The organism is Thermotoga sp. 38H-to (assembly GCF_011057665.1).
In the GTDB taxonomy this organism is placed as follows: Bacteria; Thermotogota; Thermotogae; order Thermotogales; family Thermotogaceae; genus Thermotoga.
In genome coordinates, this window is record NZ_LNFZ01000001.1 from 366,443 (window position 1) to 383,999 (window position 17,557).

A 17,557-nucleotide genomic window follows, 5' to 3' on the forward strand; every position below is an offset into this window, starting at 1 on the left:
GCAAGCACCTCTCATCAATTTATCATAAGTAGTTTAAAACTTCATTTAAAGTGACGTGAATTTTGAAAGAACAATCCTTATGATTTCCTCCGGGTTGTCCATCTCCAGAACCAGTTTTTCGAATGGGCACATACTTTTGCCATTTCTTGCGAGGACAAAAGGTATCTTTTTATCGTAGCTGAAAGACTGTCCGTATCCATTCAGTAATTTTAAAGCCGGCTCACTTATAATTTTTGCGTGGATGTGGTCGGGTCTCATTTTCAACAGAAAAGAAACTGCAGCCTTTCCAACCATCTTGTCGATCACCAGACTTCCTTCCAGATTATCGAAGCTTCGGTAGAGTTCTATCAATGGTTTTAGACCACTGCCTTTGCTTTCGAAGATCGTCCGACCGTTATAAACCAGCAAACTCAGCTTCTTCTCCTCAAAGATTTTCAAAGCTGTCTTCAAAAGAGTTTCCTCCATTTCACCACGCTCCTCGTAGTATAATTTCCTTAGAAAGTATACCAGTGTGGAGGTGAAACCCACGGTTGCAGTTAGAAGAATAAGAATTCCAGAAGATGTGGCCGTTTTGGAGATATTCGGACAGTACGACAAGCGCGCGAGGTATCTGAAAAAACTCTTCAACGTGGAATTCGCGGTGAGAGACAGTGAGATTCTTATAAAAGGCATGGATGAGAAAAGTGTCGATGCAGCCCATCGGGTGCTCGATGAGATCATATCCATAACACGGGACGGTCACCTTCTGGACTGGACTGAGTTCGAGTATCTCGTGGAGAGAGTTTCGAACTCAGAAAGTGTGAAAGAAGTGTTCTCAAACGACAGCAGAGGATTGATCATCGGCAAGAAAGTGAAGCCGAAGACACTCGGCCAGAAGAAGTATCTGGAAGCAGTCGAAAAGAACGACGTGGTGTTCGTGATAGGTCCAGCCGGTACAGGAAAAACGTACCTGGCAGTGGCCGTTGCTTTAGACTATCTGAAAATGGGAAAGGTGAACAGAATCATCCTCACAAGACCAGCCGTTGAAGCCGGAGAGAAGCTTGGATACTTGCCGGGAGATCTGTCTGAAAAAGTGGAACCTTATCTCAGACCTCTTTACGACGCCATCATAGATATCACATCCCCGGACAAATTCAACAGCTACCGTGAAAGAGGCATCATAGAGATCGTACCGCTCGCTTACATGAGAGGAAGGACTTTGAATAACTCCTTTATCATTCTGGACGAAGCCCAGAACACCACATACCAGCAGATGAAGATGTTCCTCACCAGACTCGGATTCAATTCCAAGGCGGTCATAACGGGAGACATCACCCAGGTGGATATCGAGAAAGAAAAGTCCGGTCTCATAGAGTGTCAGAAAATTTTAGAAGGAATCTCTGGTATAGAATTCGTGTATCTGAACGAAAGCGATGTTGTGAGGCATCCTCTCGTGAAGAAGATCATAAAGGCCTACGAAGAGTACGAAAGGTCGAGGAAGCCATGAATCGAAAGCGTTTCCTCCTGGTAACGATTACAGTGATTCTTTCTCTGATGCTGGTGCACGTTCGTACAGGAATCCGACCTTTGAATTTCACCTTTGAGGCACTGGTCGCCCTCGTTGTCTGGTTCGCTCTGGTGGAGATGAGCACCAGATATTACAGAAAGTACTGGCTCAGTGAAGTGTTCACCTATACTCATCTGGCTCTGATCCTGCTCGGAGCTTCTTTCATTGGATTTTCTTTCCCGGAGATAGGCCCTTTCGTGACACCTGTATACATACCGGTTGCCCTCATAGAACTCGTGTTCTTTTCCCCAGAAATAGCCATAACAAGTGGATTTTTGATGGCTTTGCTTGCTCTGTATCGATGGAGTTACGATATCTTTCTTCTTCTGCCGTTCATTTCAACAACCTTTGTTGCGGCAGTGACTCTCTCCAAAGCGAACAGAAGACTGGATGTGGTGAAATCTTCTGCCTTTACATCTCTTGCTCTTATGGGAACATCTCTGTTCATGAAGTTTGGACTGAAAATCGAGTACACGCCGTACGACCTGGTAGCTGCTATTTTGAATCCGATCTTTTCAGGTATTCTGGTTCTTGGAATACTGCCTTACGTGGAATACACAAGTCGCCTTTACTCGAATCTTGGGCTCGTAGAGTTTGGAAATCTGAACCATCCGTTGCTCAAGATGCTTTCCATTAAAGCTCCAGGAACTTATTATCACAGTGTGATCGTCGCAAACTTAGCAGAAACTGCAGCGGAGAAAATAGGCGCAAACCCCATTCTGGCAAGAATAGGAGCTTACTATCACGATATAGGGAAGATGAAACGCCCTCACTTCTTCACTGAAAACATTAGAGACGGTAAAAATCCCCACGAAGACATAACCCCCTCTCTCAGCCACCTCGTTTTGAACGAGCACGTGAAGTACGGTGTGGAACTTGCAAGAAAATACCGACTCCCCCTCCTCGTTGAATTCATAATTCCCCAGCATCACGGTACAAGATCGCAGAAGTATTTCTACTACAAGGCGAAACAACAGTTTGAGGACATTCCCGAAGAGGAATTCCGCTATCCGGGCCCCAAGCCACAGTTCAGAGAAGCAGCCATTATCATGCTCGCCGACTCCGTGGAAGCCGCTTCAAGAAGCTTGAAATCACCCTCTGTTTCTCAGATCAAGGAATGTGTCGAAGATGTCATATCTTCCATATTCTTTGAGAGGCAACTCGATGAGTCAGGCATCACTCTGAGTGAGCTCGAAGAGATTTCCGACGCGTTCCTTCAGGTTCTCGTGAACCTGTTCAGTTCCAGAATTGAATACCCCGAGGAAGAAAAAATTCAGAAGGTGGTAAAGATAAATGATAAGAATACTGGGTGAAGGTAAAGGATCGAAACTTCTCGAAAATTTGAAAGAAAAACTCGAAGAAATCGTAAAGAAAGAGATAGGAGACGTACATGTAAACGTGATTCTTGTGAGTGAAGATGAAATTAAGGAGCTCAACCAGCAGTTTCGAGGTCAGGATCTTCCCACAGACGTGCTCACCTTTCCCCTCATGGAAGAAGACGTCTATGGAGAAATTTACGTTTGTCCTCTGATCGTAGAAGAAAATGCGAGGGAGTTCAACAACACCTTCGAAAAGGAATTGCTGGAAGTGGTGATCCACGGGATACTTCACCTTGCAGGATACGATCACGAGTTCGAAGACAGAAACTCCAAAGAGATGTTCGAAAAACAGAAAAAATACGTTGAGGAGGTATGGGGTGAATGGAGATCAAACCCTTCAGAGGATTCAGACCCAGGGAAGAGATAGCCGAAAAATTCGTGGCCAAACCCTACGATGTGGTTTCCTTTCTTGAAGCCAAAGAAACGATAAAGAAAAACCCACTCAGCTTTCTCAGAGTAACTCGCGTTGAAGCAGAAACACACGAAATAGAGATGGATCCTACACCCGAAGACATGGAGAAAGCCAGGATAAATCTTGAAAAGTTCATAGAGGATGGCATCCTTATTCAAGAAGAAAAAGAAGCGTTCTACATTTACCGTCAGAGGATGGGCGACCACACACAAACAGGAATAGTAGCGCTCTTTCCTGTGGAGGAGTACAAAAAGGGTAGAATAAAGAAACACGAGCTTACCCGAAAAAAGAAAGAAGAGGAAAGAGTTCAACACATTCTGAAAACACGTGCACACACAGGACAGGTCTTTCTTTTCTACAGAGCCTTTGAAGAATTCGATAGAAAACTCTCCGAAATTGCTGATTCTCAGGAGCCTGTCTATAGAATACGCGATGATCTCGATGTCATCCATGAGTTTTTCGTTGTCAAGAATGAAAACGAAGTGAATGAAATAAAGAAGCTCTTTGAGAGAGTGGAGGAACTCTACATAGCGGATGGTCACCACAGGGCAGCGGCTGCAGCCAGGGTCAGCGACATACTGGACGAGAAGATAGGAAAAGGACCTCACAATTACTTCATGGCCACAGCGTTCCCCCACAACCAGCTCAGAATATTCGACTACAACAGAGTGGTGAAATCTCAACTCACGCCAGAGGAATTACTCGAAAAACTCCAGGAAAAATTCGAAACGTACAGATCCTACAAGGTACCTGCAAGACCATCCAGAGAACACGAAATAACCATGTACGTGGGCAACAGAAAATGGTACGTCCTGATTCCAAAAAGAGTGCCGGAGGAAATCGTTGAGAGCCTCGATGTGAACATTCTTCAGCGTGAGGTTCTGGAACCCATCTTCGGTATTTCCAATCCTCGCGAAGATGAGAGAATAGACTTCGTTGGTGGAATAAAGGGCCTGTGCGAACTGGAAAGAATGGTGGACAAGGGAGAGTTCGATGTGGCCTTCGCGATGTATCCGGTGAACATAGAAACGCTTATGAAAGTCTCAGATGAAGGAAAGATCATGCCGCCGAAGTCAACATGGTTTGAACCAAAACTTCTGAGTGGTCTGGTGGTGCACGTGTTCGGATGAGGAGGTGATACGATGTTCTTCCTTTTTGATCCAACGTTCATCATACTGATTCCCGGTATTATTCTGGCTTCTTGGGCACAGATACGAGTTCAGGCTACTTACAACAAGTACTCACGGGTAAGGTCCTCTCTTGGACTCACAGGATATGAACTTGCAAAAAGACTCCTTGAGAACGCGGGAATCTACAACGTGAAGATAGAGGTCGTTTCCGGTTTCCTGTCTGACCATTACGACCCATACCGGAAGGTGCTCAGGCTCTCTCCACAGAATTTCAGAGGTGTTTCCGTTGCTTCACTCGGAGTTGTAGCCCACGAAGTGGGACATGCCCTTCAGGACGTAGAAAAATACCCGCTGCTTGCACTGAGAAATCTGATGGTACCAGCAGCCGTCACGGGTTCTCAGCTTGCTTGGATCATTTTCATTCTTGGTCTCTTTTTCCAGACACCGTTTTTGATAAGACTGGGAATTCTTTTGTTCTCCTTAGTGGTACTCTTCACTCTCATCACACTTCCTGTTGAGTTCAACGCCAGCAGGCGTGCTGTGAAGCTCCTTGAAACAACGATGTTGATGCCGGAGTACGAACTAAAGGGAGTGAAAGAAGTACTCGGTGCCGCGGCTCTCACTTACGTCGCGTCTTCACTGATGGCATTTCTCCAGCTTCTCAGAATGATAGCACTTGCTGGTCTGTTCGGTGATAGAAGATGAAAACAAACGTAAGACTGCTCGCCTACAGACTTCTGAGAAAGTACGAGAAGGAAAAATTCATATTGAGAGAGGACGTGGACAGCGTCCTCTCTTTTTTGGACGATAAAGATAGAAGATTCTTCAAAGAACTCGTGTGGGGAGTTGTGAGGAAAGAAGAGCTTCTGGACTGGTACATAAACCAACTTCTGAAGAAAAAAGACATCCCACCCGCTGTCAGGGTTGCGTTGAGGATGGGGGCTTATCAGCTCCTCTTCATGAACAGTGTTCCAGATTACGCGGCGGTCAGCGAAACTGTGAAACTGGTGAAGAGCGAAAACTTCAAAAAACTGGTGAACGCCGTGCTGAGGAGATTGAGAACTGTTCCCGAACCAAAAGAGCTTCACCTCATCTACTCACATCCGGAGTGGATCGTGAACTACTGGAGATCTTTTCTTCCCGAAGAGGCAGTTTTGAGAATTATGAAGTGGAACCAGGAACCTCTCCCTGTCATGCTCCGCGTGAATTCACTTGCAACCACTAAAGAGGAAGTCATCAAAATTCTCGCCGAAGAGGGCACGGAGGCAGTTCCGGGGAAACACGCCCCGTTTTCTCTGGTTGTAAGGAAACTCGGAATTTCGATGAACGACTCCAGAGTGATAAAGGATGGACTCGCAAGTGTTCAGGGAGAGTCTTCACAACTTGTGCCCTTTTTCATGGAACTGAAACCCGGACTGAGAGTACTGGACACCTGCGCGGCACCGGGTGGCAAGACCACCGCTATCGCCGAATTGGTGAAAGACCAGGGAAAGATACTGGCCGTTGATATAAGCAGAGAGAAGACACAGCTTGTCGAAAAACACGCGAAACGCCTGAAACTCTCTTCGATAGAGACAAAAATCGCCGATGCCGAAAGACTCACAGAGTACGTACAGGACACATTCGACAGGATTCTGGTGGACGCTCCCTGTACTTCGCTGGGTACGGCAAGAAACCATCCGGAGGTTTTGAGGAGAGTGAACAAAGAGGATTTCAAGAAGTTCTCAGAAATTCAGCTGAGGATGGTACAGCAGGCCTGGCAGCTTCTGGAAAAGGGTGGTATCCTCCTCTACAGCACCTGTACTGTGACGAAAGAAGAAAACACCGAAGTGGTGAAAAGATTCGTCTCCGAGAGGAAAGACGTTGAAGTGATCGATACCAGAGACAAAATGAAAGAATTCGAAGTGGAAGGAATCTGGGATGGTTACGGCTTTCTGATGCTTCCTGACGAGACGATAATTCCCTTCTATGTCTCCGTTCTCAGAAAGATGGGATGAATGGAAAAGTCTCGTTCTCCACAGCGCTGTTCCACCGCTGGAAAGAACATCGAGTAGAAGTTCGTCGTCCTCACGTCGAGATCGATCTGTTCAAAAAAGAGTTGTTTATCAACTGGTAGGTCTGTTTTCTCCAGAACTTTCCTGTAGAGGGACATGTTCGTTACGATCGGAAGTTTTGCCTTCTTTCTCATGAGAGAAAGGATTTTCCTTCCCTTCTCTGTGAATCCAAGGATCCTGATGTACTGAGGCCCCTTTGCGTTGCTTTTTTCAACGAATTCTTTGTTCACCTCGAACACCGAAAAGAGAGCGAGTCTTCTTATTCGAGAAAAGGTGAAACGCTTGGCTTTGACACACTCCAGAAAATCTTGGTAAGATCCTGTTTGTCTGGCACAGATGTGAAACCTCTTTTCGAGTCCCTCGGAAAAACCATGGATTCTCTCGAAGAACTCCATGTTTTTCAGTCTGAAAAATGAAAGGAGAAAATCTCCCATGTTCTCGAGGAAAACGGGTCCACGCCCTTCGTTTATCTCCCTCATGAGGATCTCAAAAGAATCTTCTGGAAGAGAATCTCTCACTTCTTCCCACCTTTCTTCTCTTATAAGGTTTCTTATCGCCGTTGCACTGGAGAATCGTCCCCTGAAGCTGGTGTCTTTCTCCTCCGCTCCTACCCTTTTTATCGTGTGGAATCTGATGTTAGAACCTATCTTCAGAGCAGAATGAATGTACTCCACCCCTAAGATATCGTTCGACTTTTCGAGTCTCAGGACTTCTTCCTCGTTCCAACCTTTCATGGAAAAATACCTCATCAGAGCGTACTTCCTGGCATTGGGGAAAGAGTAGCCTTTTTTCAACTCTTCATGCAAAAACTTCTGGTATTCGTCGGGTTGCTCGTAAAGAATTTGCGCCACTCTTTGAAGAAACCCGATGTCGTTTGATTCGCTTCCAAAGACCACATCTGTGACAACACCCGTTGCATCCAACACGCTCACCGCACCGAAAGCAAATCCTCCGGCATCCTGTGTGGCAAAAACAACGGGTAGTTCCAGAACAACATCTATTCCCATTCTGAGAGCGATCTCTGCCCGCGCGAATTTATCTATGACGGCTGGTTCACCTCTCTGGCAGAAATTACCGCTCATCACAGCGATCGTGTAGTCCGGTCTCACGAGCTCTCTGGCCGAAGTAAGATGATAGAGGTGTCCGTTGTGGAATGGATTGTACTCCACGACAACACCAAGAACCTTCAGTCTTCATCCCTCCTGATGATCGTGAGGAAATAGGCAAGAGAGACCATTGTGAAGAGAAGGAAGATAAGATAAGCGGGAGCGATCTTCAAAAAGATCCCCCTGAGGATGTACAGCCCATAAATCTCGCTCACAAAAGAAACGGAAAGAACAACAAAGCCAAATACAACAAGCCACTTGATCCCGGAAGAAATGTAGAAGTTGAGGAGAACACCCGAGCCGAGTATTGGCAGAAAACACCCCAGAAGAACATTCGAAATATTTTCCGGGAGTTTTATTCCTACAAATCCCTCAATGTAAGGCGCCAGAAAGTACAATCCTGCCCAGACAACCAGACCCAGAATTCCTATGATCACGAGAAGGAGAGAAAAAAGTTGCGCAAGGTACTTCAATCTTTCACCTTCTTCAAACACTCCTCACAGACACCTTTTATCACCAGTTCGATTTTTTCTCTTTTGCCTTTTATCTCTCCAAGTTTCAGTTCCTTTATTTCTACGTCTTCAATCTTTCCGCATTCTTTGCAAACGAAGTGCCCATGTGGCTCCGGATTGAAATCGAAGACCGTTTTCTGACCATCACTGAAGGCATAAACAACACCAAAATCCGTTAGAAGGTAAAGAACACTGTAAAGAGTGGCTATGGAAAGCGAAGGAACTTTCTTTGACAGGATGGCAAAAAGCTCCTTTGCCTCAAAATGGCCTTCCTTCATTTCGGATACGAATTTTATAATTTCCATCCTCTGGGTTGTGAGTTTTACCTTTTTCGATTTCAAACGTTCAATTATCTCTTCTGTGGTCATAGTGTTCACTCTCCTCAAACGACCATAGCGAGCCCAGTCAAAAGATCCGCCGCCATGGGTATATACCTATCATTCGGCAAAAAACGCGGATGGTGCAGCCCAAAACGCTCCCCTTCTCCCACGCCAAACCAGAAAGAGAGAGAAGGAAAGATCTGCGAGAAATACCCAAAGTCCTCTCCAGTCCACTTCATCTCACATTCAACGAAAGAAAAACCCAACCTCTGACAGGTTTCTCTGAGAGTTTCAAAGAGGTTTTGATCCACCCTCACTTCAGGATAGACACTGCCCCTTTCAACAGCAAAATCAACCCCCGTTTTTTCCTTCAGTTCCCCAAGTTGTTTTACCATATCGGATATCACTTCTTCCGTTATTCTCAGCGCTTCTGATCTTATCGTTCCTTCTAATTTTACCTCATCCGGAACGATGTTCCTCGCTCGTCCTCCCGAGATTTTGCCAACCCCCACAAGAGCGTTCCACTTTTTGTTGTAGAGCCAGTTGAGAAAAGAAACCGCTGCCTTCAGAGCATTTTTTCCCTTCTCGGCAAACGCCACATGGGCTGGGACACCTTTAAAGTATACATCGAATTCCGTGGCTGAGGCAAAAAGCACTCCGGGTCGGGATGCCACAGTTCCGGCATCGTACTCGTCAGTCACGTGAAACCCAACAGCGGCTTTTATTTCGTACCTGTCTCTGAGAAAGTTCACAACCTCTTCTGCTCCACCACCCGTTTCTTCGGCGGGCTGAAATACAAAGAGAAAGTTCTTTTTCACGTTCTTGAGTCTCTTCATAGCACCGTAGAGGACACTCATGTGAAAGTCGTGCCCACATGCATGCATGTAGTCATTACGCGATGCGAACTCCCAACCCGTTTCTTCTTTTATGGGCAAAGCATCCATATCAGCTCTCAGAACAACGTACGGATCTTCCGTTTCCTTCTTTTCTATCACCAGGCCTGTTCCGGCCACTTCTATGATCTTCTCGTATCCAATATCACTCACTGCTTTTCTGAGTATCTCTTTTGTTCTGTACTCCCTGAAAGAAGGCTCTGGATTCATATGAAGGATGTGTCTTAGTTCGATCTCGTTCATTCACATCACCACGTCTTTGAAGATGTCCATCTCTGTCTCTCTCCTTCTTATCAGAGAGATCTCTCCGCCTTCTCCGACGAGCACCTCAGCCGGACGTACGGTTGAGTTGTAGTTGTTCGACATGGTGTAGCCGTAGGCTCCCGCGTTTTCCACAACGATGATGTCACCCGGTTCGACCTCTGGAAGTTCCCGGTCGTACGCGATCACGTCACCGCTTTCGCACAGAGGGCCAACCACATCCGCTCTCACTTCTTTACCCTGTTTTCCAAGAACGAAAACCCTGTGATACGCGGAGTAAAGTGCCGGTCTTATGAGGGTGTTCATCCCTCCATCGACCACAACGAACGTTTTGTTACTTCTTTTTTTGACGAGTACTACCCTGAGAAGCAGGTACCCGGAAGGTGCTACGATGTACCTTCCTATTTCAACGATGACCCTTTTGAATCTCTTCAAGGCAGGAACAACCTTTTCTCTGTAGCTGGACAGGTCGAGTTCTTCTCCACTGTAGTTTATTCCCCAGCCGCCACCGATGTTGATCTCTTCGAATCCAAACCTTTCAGAAGCCCGGACGACTTTGTCGAAGGCCTCCACAAAGGGTTCAACCTGTGTTATCTGTGATCCTATGTGAACATGAAGACCTTTTACGTTCATTGATCCGAATCTTTCCATGAATAGGTCCAGATCTTCCAGTGGTATTCCGAACTTGTGCTTTTTCAAGCCGGTGGAGATGTGAGGATGTGTCTTCGCATCGACCTCCGGATTCACCCTAATGAAATACTCCACGCCCTCCGGGTTCAATTCCTTCCAGATCTCCATCTCCTCGAACGAATCCACGTTGATGATCCTCACGCCTTCTCTCAAAAAGTGTTTCATCTGATCCACGCTCTTTCCATTGCCGTTCCATACAACGGAATGAGAAGGAACTCCCGCCAGTTTAGCCGCGAAGAGTTCTCCTTTTGTCACCACGTCCATTCCGAAACCTTCTTCTCTTAGAATCCTCAGCAGAACAGGATTGTTGTTCGCCTTCACAGCAAACGTCGGAAGGAGGTTCACCCCCTCGAAGACCTCTTTTACAAGACGTGCTCTTTTTCGCAGTGTTTCCTCGAAGTACACGTAAGCGGGTGTCCCATGGATCTCTGCCACTTTCCACAAGATGTCCATTTCTTCACCTCACAGTTCGAATTCTTCGATCACCGATTTCAGTGCCTCTTCCGCTTTCTCTTCAGGGACGAGACAGGAGATCTTTATCTCCGACGTCGTGACAAGTTCCGGTGTGACACCCGCCCTTTCCAGCGCTTCAAAGAACCTGGCGGCCACACCCGGGCTCGTTCTCATTCCCACCCCAACTATGGAGAGTTTGGCAAAACCTCCTTCGTAGGTGGATTTCCATCCTTCCACGTCTCTGAGAGCCTCTTTGAGCGCCTCGTCCAGATCTTCTTTGTGGTCTTCGAGAATTGTGAAGGAGAGGAAAATCTTGCCGTTCGAAGGAACAAGGGAAATCATGTCCACGTTCAGGGCTTTCTTTCCAACTTCCTCGAAGATGGCCGTGATGTACTTCACATCCTTTGGGAGGAAAGATATGGAAACTTTTATCTGACCATGAGAAATCGTTGCTCCTGTTACAACAGGTTCTTCCAGCCACTCCGGAAGTCTTTCTACCACCATGGTTCCCTCCTCTTCGGTGAAAGAAGATGCACAGTAAATGGGTATCCCGTATTTCTTAGCTATTTCCACGGATCTTGAGTGAAGAACCTTCGCACCGAGAGCGGTGAGCTCGAGTGCTTCGTCGTAGGTGATGTAAGCGAGTTTTTTGGCCCTCGGATGAACACGCGGGTCACAGGTGTATATCCCGTCCACATCGCTGTAGATTTCACAAGGAACTCTGAGTTTTGCTGCAAGCGCCACGGCAGATGTATCCGAACCGCCCCGGCCAAGCGTGGTCAGATCACCGTGTTCGTTCACACCCTGAAAGCCCGTTACGACGAGAACGTCGTAATCTTTCAGATTTTCCCAGATCACACTGTCGTCTATATCCACGATGCGAGCACTCGTGTGATGTGAAGTGGTTTTTATTTTCACCTGGAACGCGTTCAAAGATTTGGCCTTTATTCCGAGATCTTTCAGGGCCATCGAAAGGAGCGCGGCGGAAACCTGTTCTCCCGTTGCAAGGAGCATATCGAGTTCCCTCGAATCCGGCTTTGGAGAGATCTCCTTTGCGAGTTTTATGAGGCTGTCCGTTGTCTTTCCCATAGCGGAGACAACGACCACGACTTTGTACCCTTCGTCCACTTTCTTCTTGATTCTCTGGGCAACGTTCTTTATTCTCTCCGGTGTGGCAACGGAGCTTCCTCCATACTTTTGAACCACCACGTTCATTTCCCAGACCTCCATTCATTCGAGATTTCTGAGTTCATCAACTATCTTTGTCTTCTCTTTTGTTCTTTCGTCTATTTGTTTTATCACACGCGCGGGAACACCAGCCACGACCGTGTAGGGAGGAACATCCTTCGTTACAACCGCACCGGCCGCGACAACCGCACCTTTTCCGACCGTCACACCTTCAAGGATTACAGCGTTCGCTCCCACGACCACTTCGTCCTCTATGACAACGGGTTTTGCACTCGGAGGCTCTATAACACCCGCTATCACCGCACCGGCACCTATGTGGCACTTCTTTCCTATGATCGCCCTTCCACCAATGACCGCGTTCATGTCTATCATCGTTCCTTCACCGATCACTGCACCAACGTTTATGACAGCTCCCATCATGATCACAGCGCCTTCCCCTATTTCCACCATGTCCCTTATGATCGCTCCCGGTTCTATTCTTGCTTTGTATTTCGTGAGATCTGCCAGAGGGAGCGCGGAGTTTCTCGCTTTCGCCTCGAGATGGTAGTCTTCTATTTTTTCCTTGTGCTCTTCGAGAAGCTTTTTGAAATCTTCGTACTCTCCAAAGAGAATTCCGAACTTTTCATCACCGAAGAATTTGAAACTGGAGAAATCTATGCCCGCCAAATCACCTTTTATGTAAGCGACTATGGGAGTTTTCTTTTTGGCTTTGGCTATCATTTCTATGATTTCTCTTGCGTCCAACTCACTCACCCCCAAAGATCACTTCTTCGAAACTGTACATACCGGGATCTTTTCCCACAAGAAACTCTGCAGCTTTCAGGGCTCCTATAGCGAAAACAGTCCTCGAGATCGCCCTGTGCTTTATCTCGATCGTCTCACCAATGTTTCCAAAAACGACCACGTGGTCTCCCGGGACGCCGCCCACTCTCAGCGAGTGAATGGGAACACTCTTTCCCAGTGCACTCTCCAGAAGAATCGCGGTTCCGGAGGGTGCGTCTTTTTTGAAGCGGTGGTGTGTTTCCACGATCTCAACATCCCAGTCTTCGAGGACTTTGACAAGTTCTGAGAGGAATCTCTTCAAAACGTTTATGCCGATGGAGAAGTTGTAAGCCTGAACAACGGGTACTTCTTTCGAAAGCTCCCTCAACATCTGGAAGTGTATTTCTTTCAGAGCGGTTGTCCCAAGAACGAGTCCAACCCTGTATTTTTTACATAGTTCCACCGTTTTTGGGAGCGCTTCAGGTGAAGAAAAGTCGATCATGACATCTGGAGAATCCAGTTCCTCAATCCCATTCACATCCACCTTCAAAACGAGTTCGTGTCCTTTCTCCGAGAATACCTTATGGATCTCCTGACCCATCCTTCCGGAATAGCCGACTATTCCGTACTTCATAGCAATCCACTCTCCTTGAGAATGTCTCTGAGAAGTTCCACCGTCTTTTCACTGGCAGGTACGAGCGGTAGCCTAAGCTCGTTCTCGATGAATCCCATGAGATTCAAAGCAGCTTTAACTGGTATCGGATTAGTTTCCGCAAACAGCACCTTCATGAGAGGCCTGAGTTTTCTGTGAATCTCCCTCGATCTTTCGAGGTTTCCGTTGAAGTACTCTACGCAGAGTTCCACCATCTGTTTCGGTGCCACGTTCGACACAACAGAAATGACACCGTCCCCACCTGCACAGAGAAGATAGAACGTTCTGTCATCGTTGCCGGACCACACCATGAAATCGCTTCTTGCCTGTTTTGTCAGTGATACCGTTCTGTCTATCTGGTCTATGTCCGGGTTTGCCTCTTTTATTCCCACAACGTTTTTAAGATCTGCAGCGATCCTCGCGGCGGTTTCAGGAAGAACGTTCACACCGGTTCTTCCGGGAACGTTGTAAACAACGATCCCAAGATCCGTTCTCTCAGAGATGTACTTGTAATGCTGATAGAGTCCTTCCTGTGTGGGCTTGTTGTAATACGGGGTGACCACGAGAACACCGTTCGCTCCGAGTTTTTCCGCCTGCTTAACGAGTTTCAGTGTTTTTTCGGTGGAATTCGTTCCCGCTCCCACGATCACCGGGATTTTCCCATCAACGATCTCGAGAGTTCTGGAAACGAGCCTTTCTCTTTCGTCTTCGTCGACGGTTGGAGATTCACCAGTTGTTCCAAGGACGATCAATGCGTTGACACCGTTTTCGAGCTGGTACCTGACGAGCCTTTCGTAAGACTCAAGATCGAGTTCACCGCTTTTGAAAGGTGTAACAATGGCAGTTCCTACTCCTCTGAACATCTTTTCACATCCCCCCTGAGAAAGATTTCTCCGTTTTCTTCCTTCAAAAAGAGAGTGCCTCCTGGCACCTGGATCTTCACCTCTTTTGCTCCTGTTTTATCTCGATACACAACGAAAACAGACGTAACACCCGTTCCACAGGCTTTTGTTTCCCTTTCCACTCCTCTTTCGTACGTTCTCACCTTGAGACGATCGGGAAGCACCTCGTAGAAATCCACGTTCGCACCTGTTTTATGTCTGAGATCTCTTCCGAGTTTTTCCACGTTCAGTTCGTCGATGTCTTTCACTTCCAGAACGAAGTGCGGAACACCCACAACGATGAAATATCCTTCGTAACCATCCACTTTCATCTCTTTCTTTTCTGAAACCCTCGGCATCCTCACCCAGATACCGTCGTCAACGATCACCTTTATTTCTCCAGCCCTGGAAAGGAAAGTGAATTCTTTTTCCTCAGTCCAGCCTCTGTCTACGAGGTACTGAGAAAAGGCCCTCGCTCCGTTTCCACAGAAGGCAGCCATACTCCCATCCCGGTTGTAGTAATCCATGAAGTATTTCCCATCGACCAGCTCAACGAATATGACTCCATCTAGATCGCCCACATTTTCCCTGACAAAATCTGGTTTTTTCTCTTCGGGTATCCTCTTTTGTGTGTTGTCAACTATGAGGAAGGTGTTCCCATTGGCCGAATAGCACACACTATCACACCTTTCCGTTCATCTCAGCGTGCTTCAGAAGAATTCTGACAGCGTTGGTCGCGGCTCCCACACGAATGTTGTCCGCCACGTTCCAGAAGAGAATAGATCTTTCATCGGCTGCTCTGAGGCGGCAAACGTAAGTTTCGTTCTTTCCTGCGACATCCACCGGTGTTACGAGATCGTCCGTCACCACCACGTCTTCTCCAGAGGCTATGATTTCTCTCACCTTTTCGAGAGACTCGTAAGGTTTCTTGAACCTCACCATGACCGCTTCAGAGTGTCCGTACAGAACGGGCACCCTTACTGTTGTTGGAAACACCCTTATCGAGTAATCGTTCAGAATTTTTCTTGTTTCGTTCACCATCTTCATCTCTTCCTGGGAGAAAAGATTTTCCTGAATATCACCTATGAGAGGAATGACGTTTCTGTGAATGAGTTTCGGGAAGACCTTCATCACGTTTTCTCCTTTTTCTTGAGCGAGGAGTTCTTCGATTCCCTTGTGACCGGCTCCGGAAACGGACTGATACGTTGACACAAAGATCTCTTCAATTCCGTAAACTTCGTGGAGCTTGTAAATGGAGAGAATCATCTGGATTGTTGAACAGTTCGGGTTTGCTATTATTCCCGTGTATCCCTTGAGAAGATGGGCGTTCACCTCTGGAACCACGAGGGGGATTTCCTTCTCCAGTCTGAAAGCGGAAGAGTTATCTATAACAGTTACTCCGTTTTCAGCTGCAATAGGAGCGAACTTTTTGGAAACACTGGCACCCGCGGAAAACAGGAGGTAATCGCACCTCCATTTCATCGATTCTTCCGTGAGAAGTTCTACTTTGAACTTTTCACCTTTGAATTCAATTTCTTTACCCACGGATCTTTCCGAAGCAAAGAGCCTGAGCTCAGTGACGGGAACGTTGAATTCTTCGAGTACCTTCACCATCGTTCTTCCAACTTCTCCTGTAGCACCAACTACTCCTACTTTCACCTTCATCCCTCCTTGACATAATAAAAAAAGCGTCTCTTCACTCCCCGAAGAGACGCCAAATCAGGTCTGAAATCTTTTTCTGATTCCAGACCCGATCGGCTCTCCACGGAGAGACCTCCGTGACAGTGGTATGGGTATTCCCCATACCCCCAGGCATGCAGAGCGGGAGGAACCCTGCACCCTTCGGCGCCCTCGCCTTTCAGCTGCCCCCGATTCCTCCCTTGATGGGACAGCCTACTCATCTCGGGCGCGCCTCCGTCGGGTCAGTAACTATTTTAGCTTAATTGTATCAGTATTTCAAACCGAAGACAATTAAGGAAAGGTTAACTTTGAAGTGACAATGATTCAGGATCTGAAGTTAGATAGAAATTTATTTGTCAAAACTGATTGTGTTTTATGCATACAAACCAAGATAGTTCCAATCATTCACAAAGTGGGTGTTGTATGTATTTAGCATCAGAAGGTAGATACAGAGTATGCAATTACCGGTAACGAAAAATTTCATGCGGGTTTGTGGTACCGGAAGCTATGCGTTAAAAAGGGAATAATGAATGATAAGACGAAACAATATGAAGAGAATTTGTGGTGAATGATGATGTGTAAGTAGCAGAAATTCGTACATCTTACAGTTAACTTCTAACTCTTTGAGGGAAAACTTTTTTCATCTATTTGTGAAATATGGAACTAATCGATTTTTGCCCAAAACACCCCAAAATGCCCTGACGTAGGTTGATGTAATTAATCTTTTGTTTTTGCCTTGAATTCTCTCTCTGTTTGACTATGCAATTATTCCATTTTTCCAAACAGTTCTTGAAGGCACTCCCTTATGTGTTAGAATCGTTTATGGAAAATGAGTATATGGAAGTTCAAAAAACATCTTGCTTTCAGTTTGTGTTTGTGGTATAATTTACTCTGAACTCAATGGGTTTCAATACTTCCTTAGAGGTATGGAAACGTATGAATCTTGATTTTTTGATGAACATGTTCGGTAGTTTCAATACTTCCTTAGAGGTATGGAAACTTTTCTTTGTCTTTTCCAACTCTTGTTGTGTTTGTATGTTTCAATACTTCCTTAGAGGTATGGAAACACGTGCTATACAACGTTGTCTCAGACATTATAAGGGGTTTCAATACTTCCTTAGAGGTATGGAAACACAGTGACACAATACACAGCAAGGCTGGGAAACGTGTTTCAATACTTCCTTAGAGGTATGGAAACGTTCTAAACCGAACGAACCTTAAAAATTGATATGTTAGTTTCAATACTTCCTTAGAGGTATGGAAACATTTTCACAAACGAAGGCAGACGACTATGGTCAACGGTTTCAATACTTCCTTAGAGGTATGGAAACTCAAGATCGCTTTTAAGCTGATGAATCCCGTCGTTGTTGTTTCAATACTTCCTTAGAGGTATGGAAACCAGAGCTTGTCGTCGACTGTTGTTAGCCAGACTTTATTGTTTCAATACTTCCTTAGAGGTATGGAAACTTTTGAGGTTTTTTCTCCCATTAGCTCACTCAATCCTTGTTTCAATACTTCCTTAGAGGTATGGAAACATACAAAGGTGATGTAAACACCACTTCTTTCCCATCTGTTTCAATACTTCCTTAGAGGTATGGAAACAAAGATCGTCTTCTACGTCATCGAGAATCTCCTTGT

At 46.2% G+C, this 17,557-nt stretch carries 18 protein-coding genes, 1 CRISPR repeat array and 1 riboswitch (1 of these 20 only partly in view); of the genes, 6 read left to right on the forward strand and 12 right to left on the reverse strand.

Annotation, left to right across the window (positions count from 1 at the left end):
* Positions 1-45: 45 nt before the first annotated feature.
* A complete protein-coding gene (locus AS158_RS01955; RefSeq protein ID WP_011943781.1) occupies positions 46-465 on the reverse strand; it encodes a DUF1893 domain-containing protein in 420 nt (139 codons plus the stop codon).
* A gap of 46 nt (positions 466-511) precedes the next feature.
* Here AS158_RS01955 and AS158_RS01960 point away from each other — a divergent pair, with 46 nt between their 5' ends.
* From AS158_RS01960 to AS158_RS01985, 6 genes are read left to right on the forward strand one after another with little or no spacing between them, the layout of a single operon-like run.
* Positions 512-1,486: a PhoH family protein gene (locus AS158_RS01960; RefSeq protein WP_038034553.1), complete on the forward strand. Its 975-nt coding sequence runs from the start codon at positions 512-514 to the stop codon at positions 1,484-1,486.
* Positions 1,483-2,859, forward strand: coding sequence for an HDIG domain-containing metalloprotein (locus AS158_RS01965; RefSeq protein ID WP_038052861.1), 1,377 nt, complete (start codon positions 1,483-1,485; stop codon positions 2,857-2,859). Before AS158_RS01960 ends, AS158_RS01965 begins: the two co-directional genes overlap by 4 nt.
* A complete protein-coding gene (gene ybeY / locus AS158_RS01970; RefSeq protein ID WP_012311098.1) occupies positions 2,840-3,292 on the forward strand; it encodes an rRNA maturation RNase YbeY in 453 nt (150 codons plus the stop codon). Before AS158_RS01965 ends, ybeY begins: the two co-directional genes overlap by 20 nt.
* Positions 3,247-4,467 carry a DUF1015 domain-containing protein gene (locus AS158_RS01975; RefSeq protein WP_012311099.1) on the forward strand — a complete coding sequence of 407 codons (1,221 nt, stop codon included), beginning with the start codon at positions 3,247-3,249 and terminating at the stop codon, positions 4,465-4,467. Before ybeY ends, AS158_RS01975 begins: the two co-directional genes overlap by 46 nt.
* 12 nt (positions 4,468-4,479) lie before the next feature.
* Complete coding sequence (locus AS158_RS01980) at positions 4,480-5,172, forward strand: zinc metallopeptidase (RefSeq protein WP_011943776.1); 693 nt, start codon at positions 4,480-4,482, stop codon at positions 5,170-5,172.
* Positions 5,169-6,464, forward strand: coding sequence for a 16S rRNA (cytosine(967)-C(5))-methyltransferase (locus AS158_RS01985; RefSeq protein WP_038052856.1), 1,296 nt, complete (start codon positions 5,169-5,171; stop codon positions 6,462-6,464). Before AS158_RS01980 ends, AS158_RS01985 begins: the two co-directional genes overlap by 4 nt.
* Here AS158_RS01985 and AS158_RS01990 read toward each other — a convergent pair.
* The 11 genes from AS158_RS01990 to AS158_RS02040 are packed head-to-tail and all read right to left on the reverse strand — an operon-like array spanning position 6,434 to position 15,898.
* Positions 6,434-7,711 (reverse strand): nucleotidyltransferase, encoded by a 1,278-nt coding sequence (locus AS158_RS01990; RefSeq protein ID WP_083756018.1) that lies wholly within the window; start codon positions 7,709-7,711, stop codon positions 6,434-6,436. The genes AS158_RS01985 and AS158_RS01990 overlap by 31 nt on opposite strands.
* Entirely contained in the window at positions 7,708-8,100 is a 393-nt protein-coding gene (locus AS158_RS01995) for a hypothetical protein (protein WP_048810880.1), read from the reverse strand. The genes AS158_RS01990 and AS158_RS01995 overlap by 4 nt, the downstream gene beginning before the upstream one ends.
* On the reverse strand, positions 8,097-8,507 hold the full coding sequence (locus AS158_RS02000; RefSeq protein WP_038052842.1) for a Fur family transcriptional regulator: 411 nt from the start codon (positions 8,505-8,507) through the stop codon (positions 8,097-8,099). Before AS158_RS02000 ends, AS158_RS01995 begins: the two co-directional genes overlap by 4 nt.
* A gap of 14 nt (positions 8,508-8,521) precedes the next feature.
* A complete protein-coding gene (locus tag AS158_RS02005) occupies positions 8,522-9,595 on the reverse strand; it encodes a M20 family metallopeptidase (protein WP_011943771.1) in 1,074 nt (357 codons plus the stop codon).
* Positions 9,596-10,756 (reverse strand): diaminopimelate decarboxylase, encoded by a 1,161-nt coding sequence (lysA, locus tag AS158_RS02010; RefSeq protein WP_011943770.1) that lies wholly within the window; start codon positions 10,754-10,756, stop codon positions 9,596-9,598.
* Positions 10,757-10,765: 9 nt separating this feature from the next.
* A complete protein-coding gene (locus tag AS158_RS02015) occupies positions 10,766-11,971 on the reverse strand; it encodes an aspartate kinase (RefSeq protein WP_165304397.1) in 1,206 nt (401 codons plus the stop codon).
* A 15-nt stretch (positions 11,972-11,986) separates the two neighbouring features.
* Positions 11,987-12,688 carry a 2,3,4,5-tetrahydropyridine-2,6-dicarboxylate N-acetyltransferase gene (gene dapD, locus AS158_RS02020; RefSeq protein WP_206516516.1) on the reverse strand — a complete coding sequence of 234 codons (702 nt, stop codon included), beginning with the start codon at positions 12,686-12,688 and terminating at the stop codon, positions 11,987-11,989.
* A 1-nt stretch (position 12,689) separates the two neighbouring features.
* A complete protein-coding gene (dapB, locus tag AS158_RS02025; protein WP_165304399.1) occupies positions 12,690-13,340 on the reverse strand; it encodes a 4-hydroxy-tetrahydrodipicolinate reductase in 651 nt (216 codons plus the stop codon).
* Positions 13,337-14,221 carry a 4-hydroxy-tetrahydrodipicolinate synthase gene (gene dapA, locus AS158_RS02030; RefSeq protein WP_165304400.1) on the reverse strand — a complete coding sequence of 295 codons (885 nt, stop codon included), beginning with the start codon at positions 14,219-14,221 and terminating at the stop codon, positions 13,337-13,339. Before dapA ends, dapB begins: the two co-directional genes overlap by 4 nt.
* On the reverse strand, positions 14,206-14,916 hold the full coding sequence (dapF, locus tag AS158_RS02035; protein WP_038052836.1) for a diaminopimelate epimerase: 711 nt from the start codon (positions 14,914-14,916) through the stop codon (positions 14,206-14,208). The genes dapA and dapF overlap by 16 nt, the downstream gene beginning before the upstream one ends.
* A gap of 4 nt (positions 14,917-14,920) precedes the next feature.
* Positions 14,921-15,898 carry an aspartate-semialdehyde dehydrogenase gene (locus AS158_RS02040; RefSeq protein ID WP_165304401.1) on the reverse strand — a complete coding sequence of 326 codons (978 nt, stop codon included), beginning with the start codon at positions 15,896-15,898 and terminating at the stop codon, positions 14,921-14,923.
* Between the two features lie 87 nt (positions 15,899-15,985).
* Positions 15,986-16,164: riboswitch (Lysine riboswitch) on the reverse strand.
* Between the two features lie 659 nt (positions 16,165-16,823).
* Positions 16,824-17,557: a CRISPR direct-repeat array (repeat unit 30 nt; unit sequence GTTTCAATACTTCCTTAGAGGTATGGAAAC); it runs 494 nt beyond the window's last position.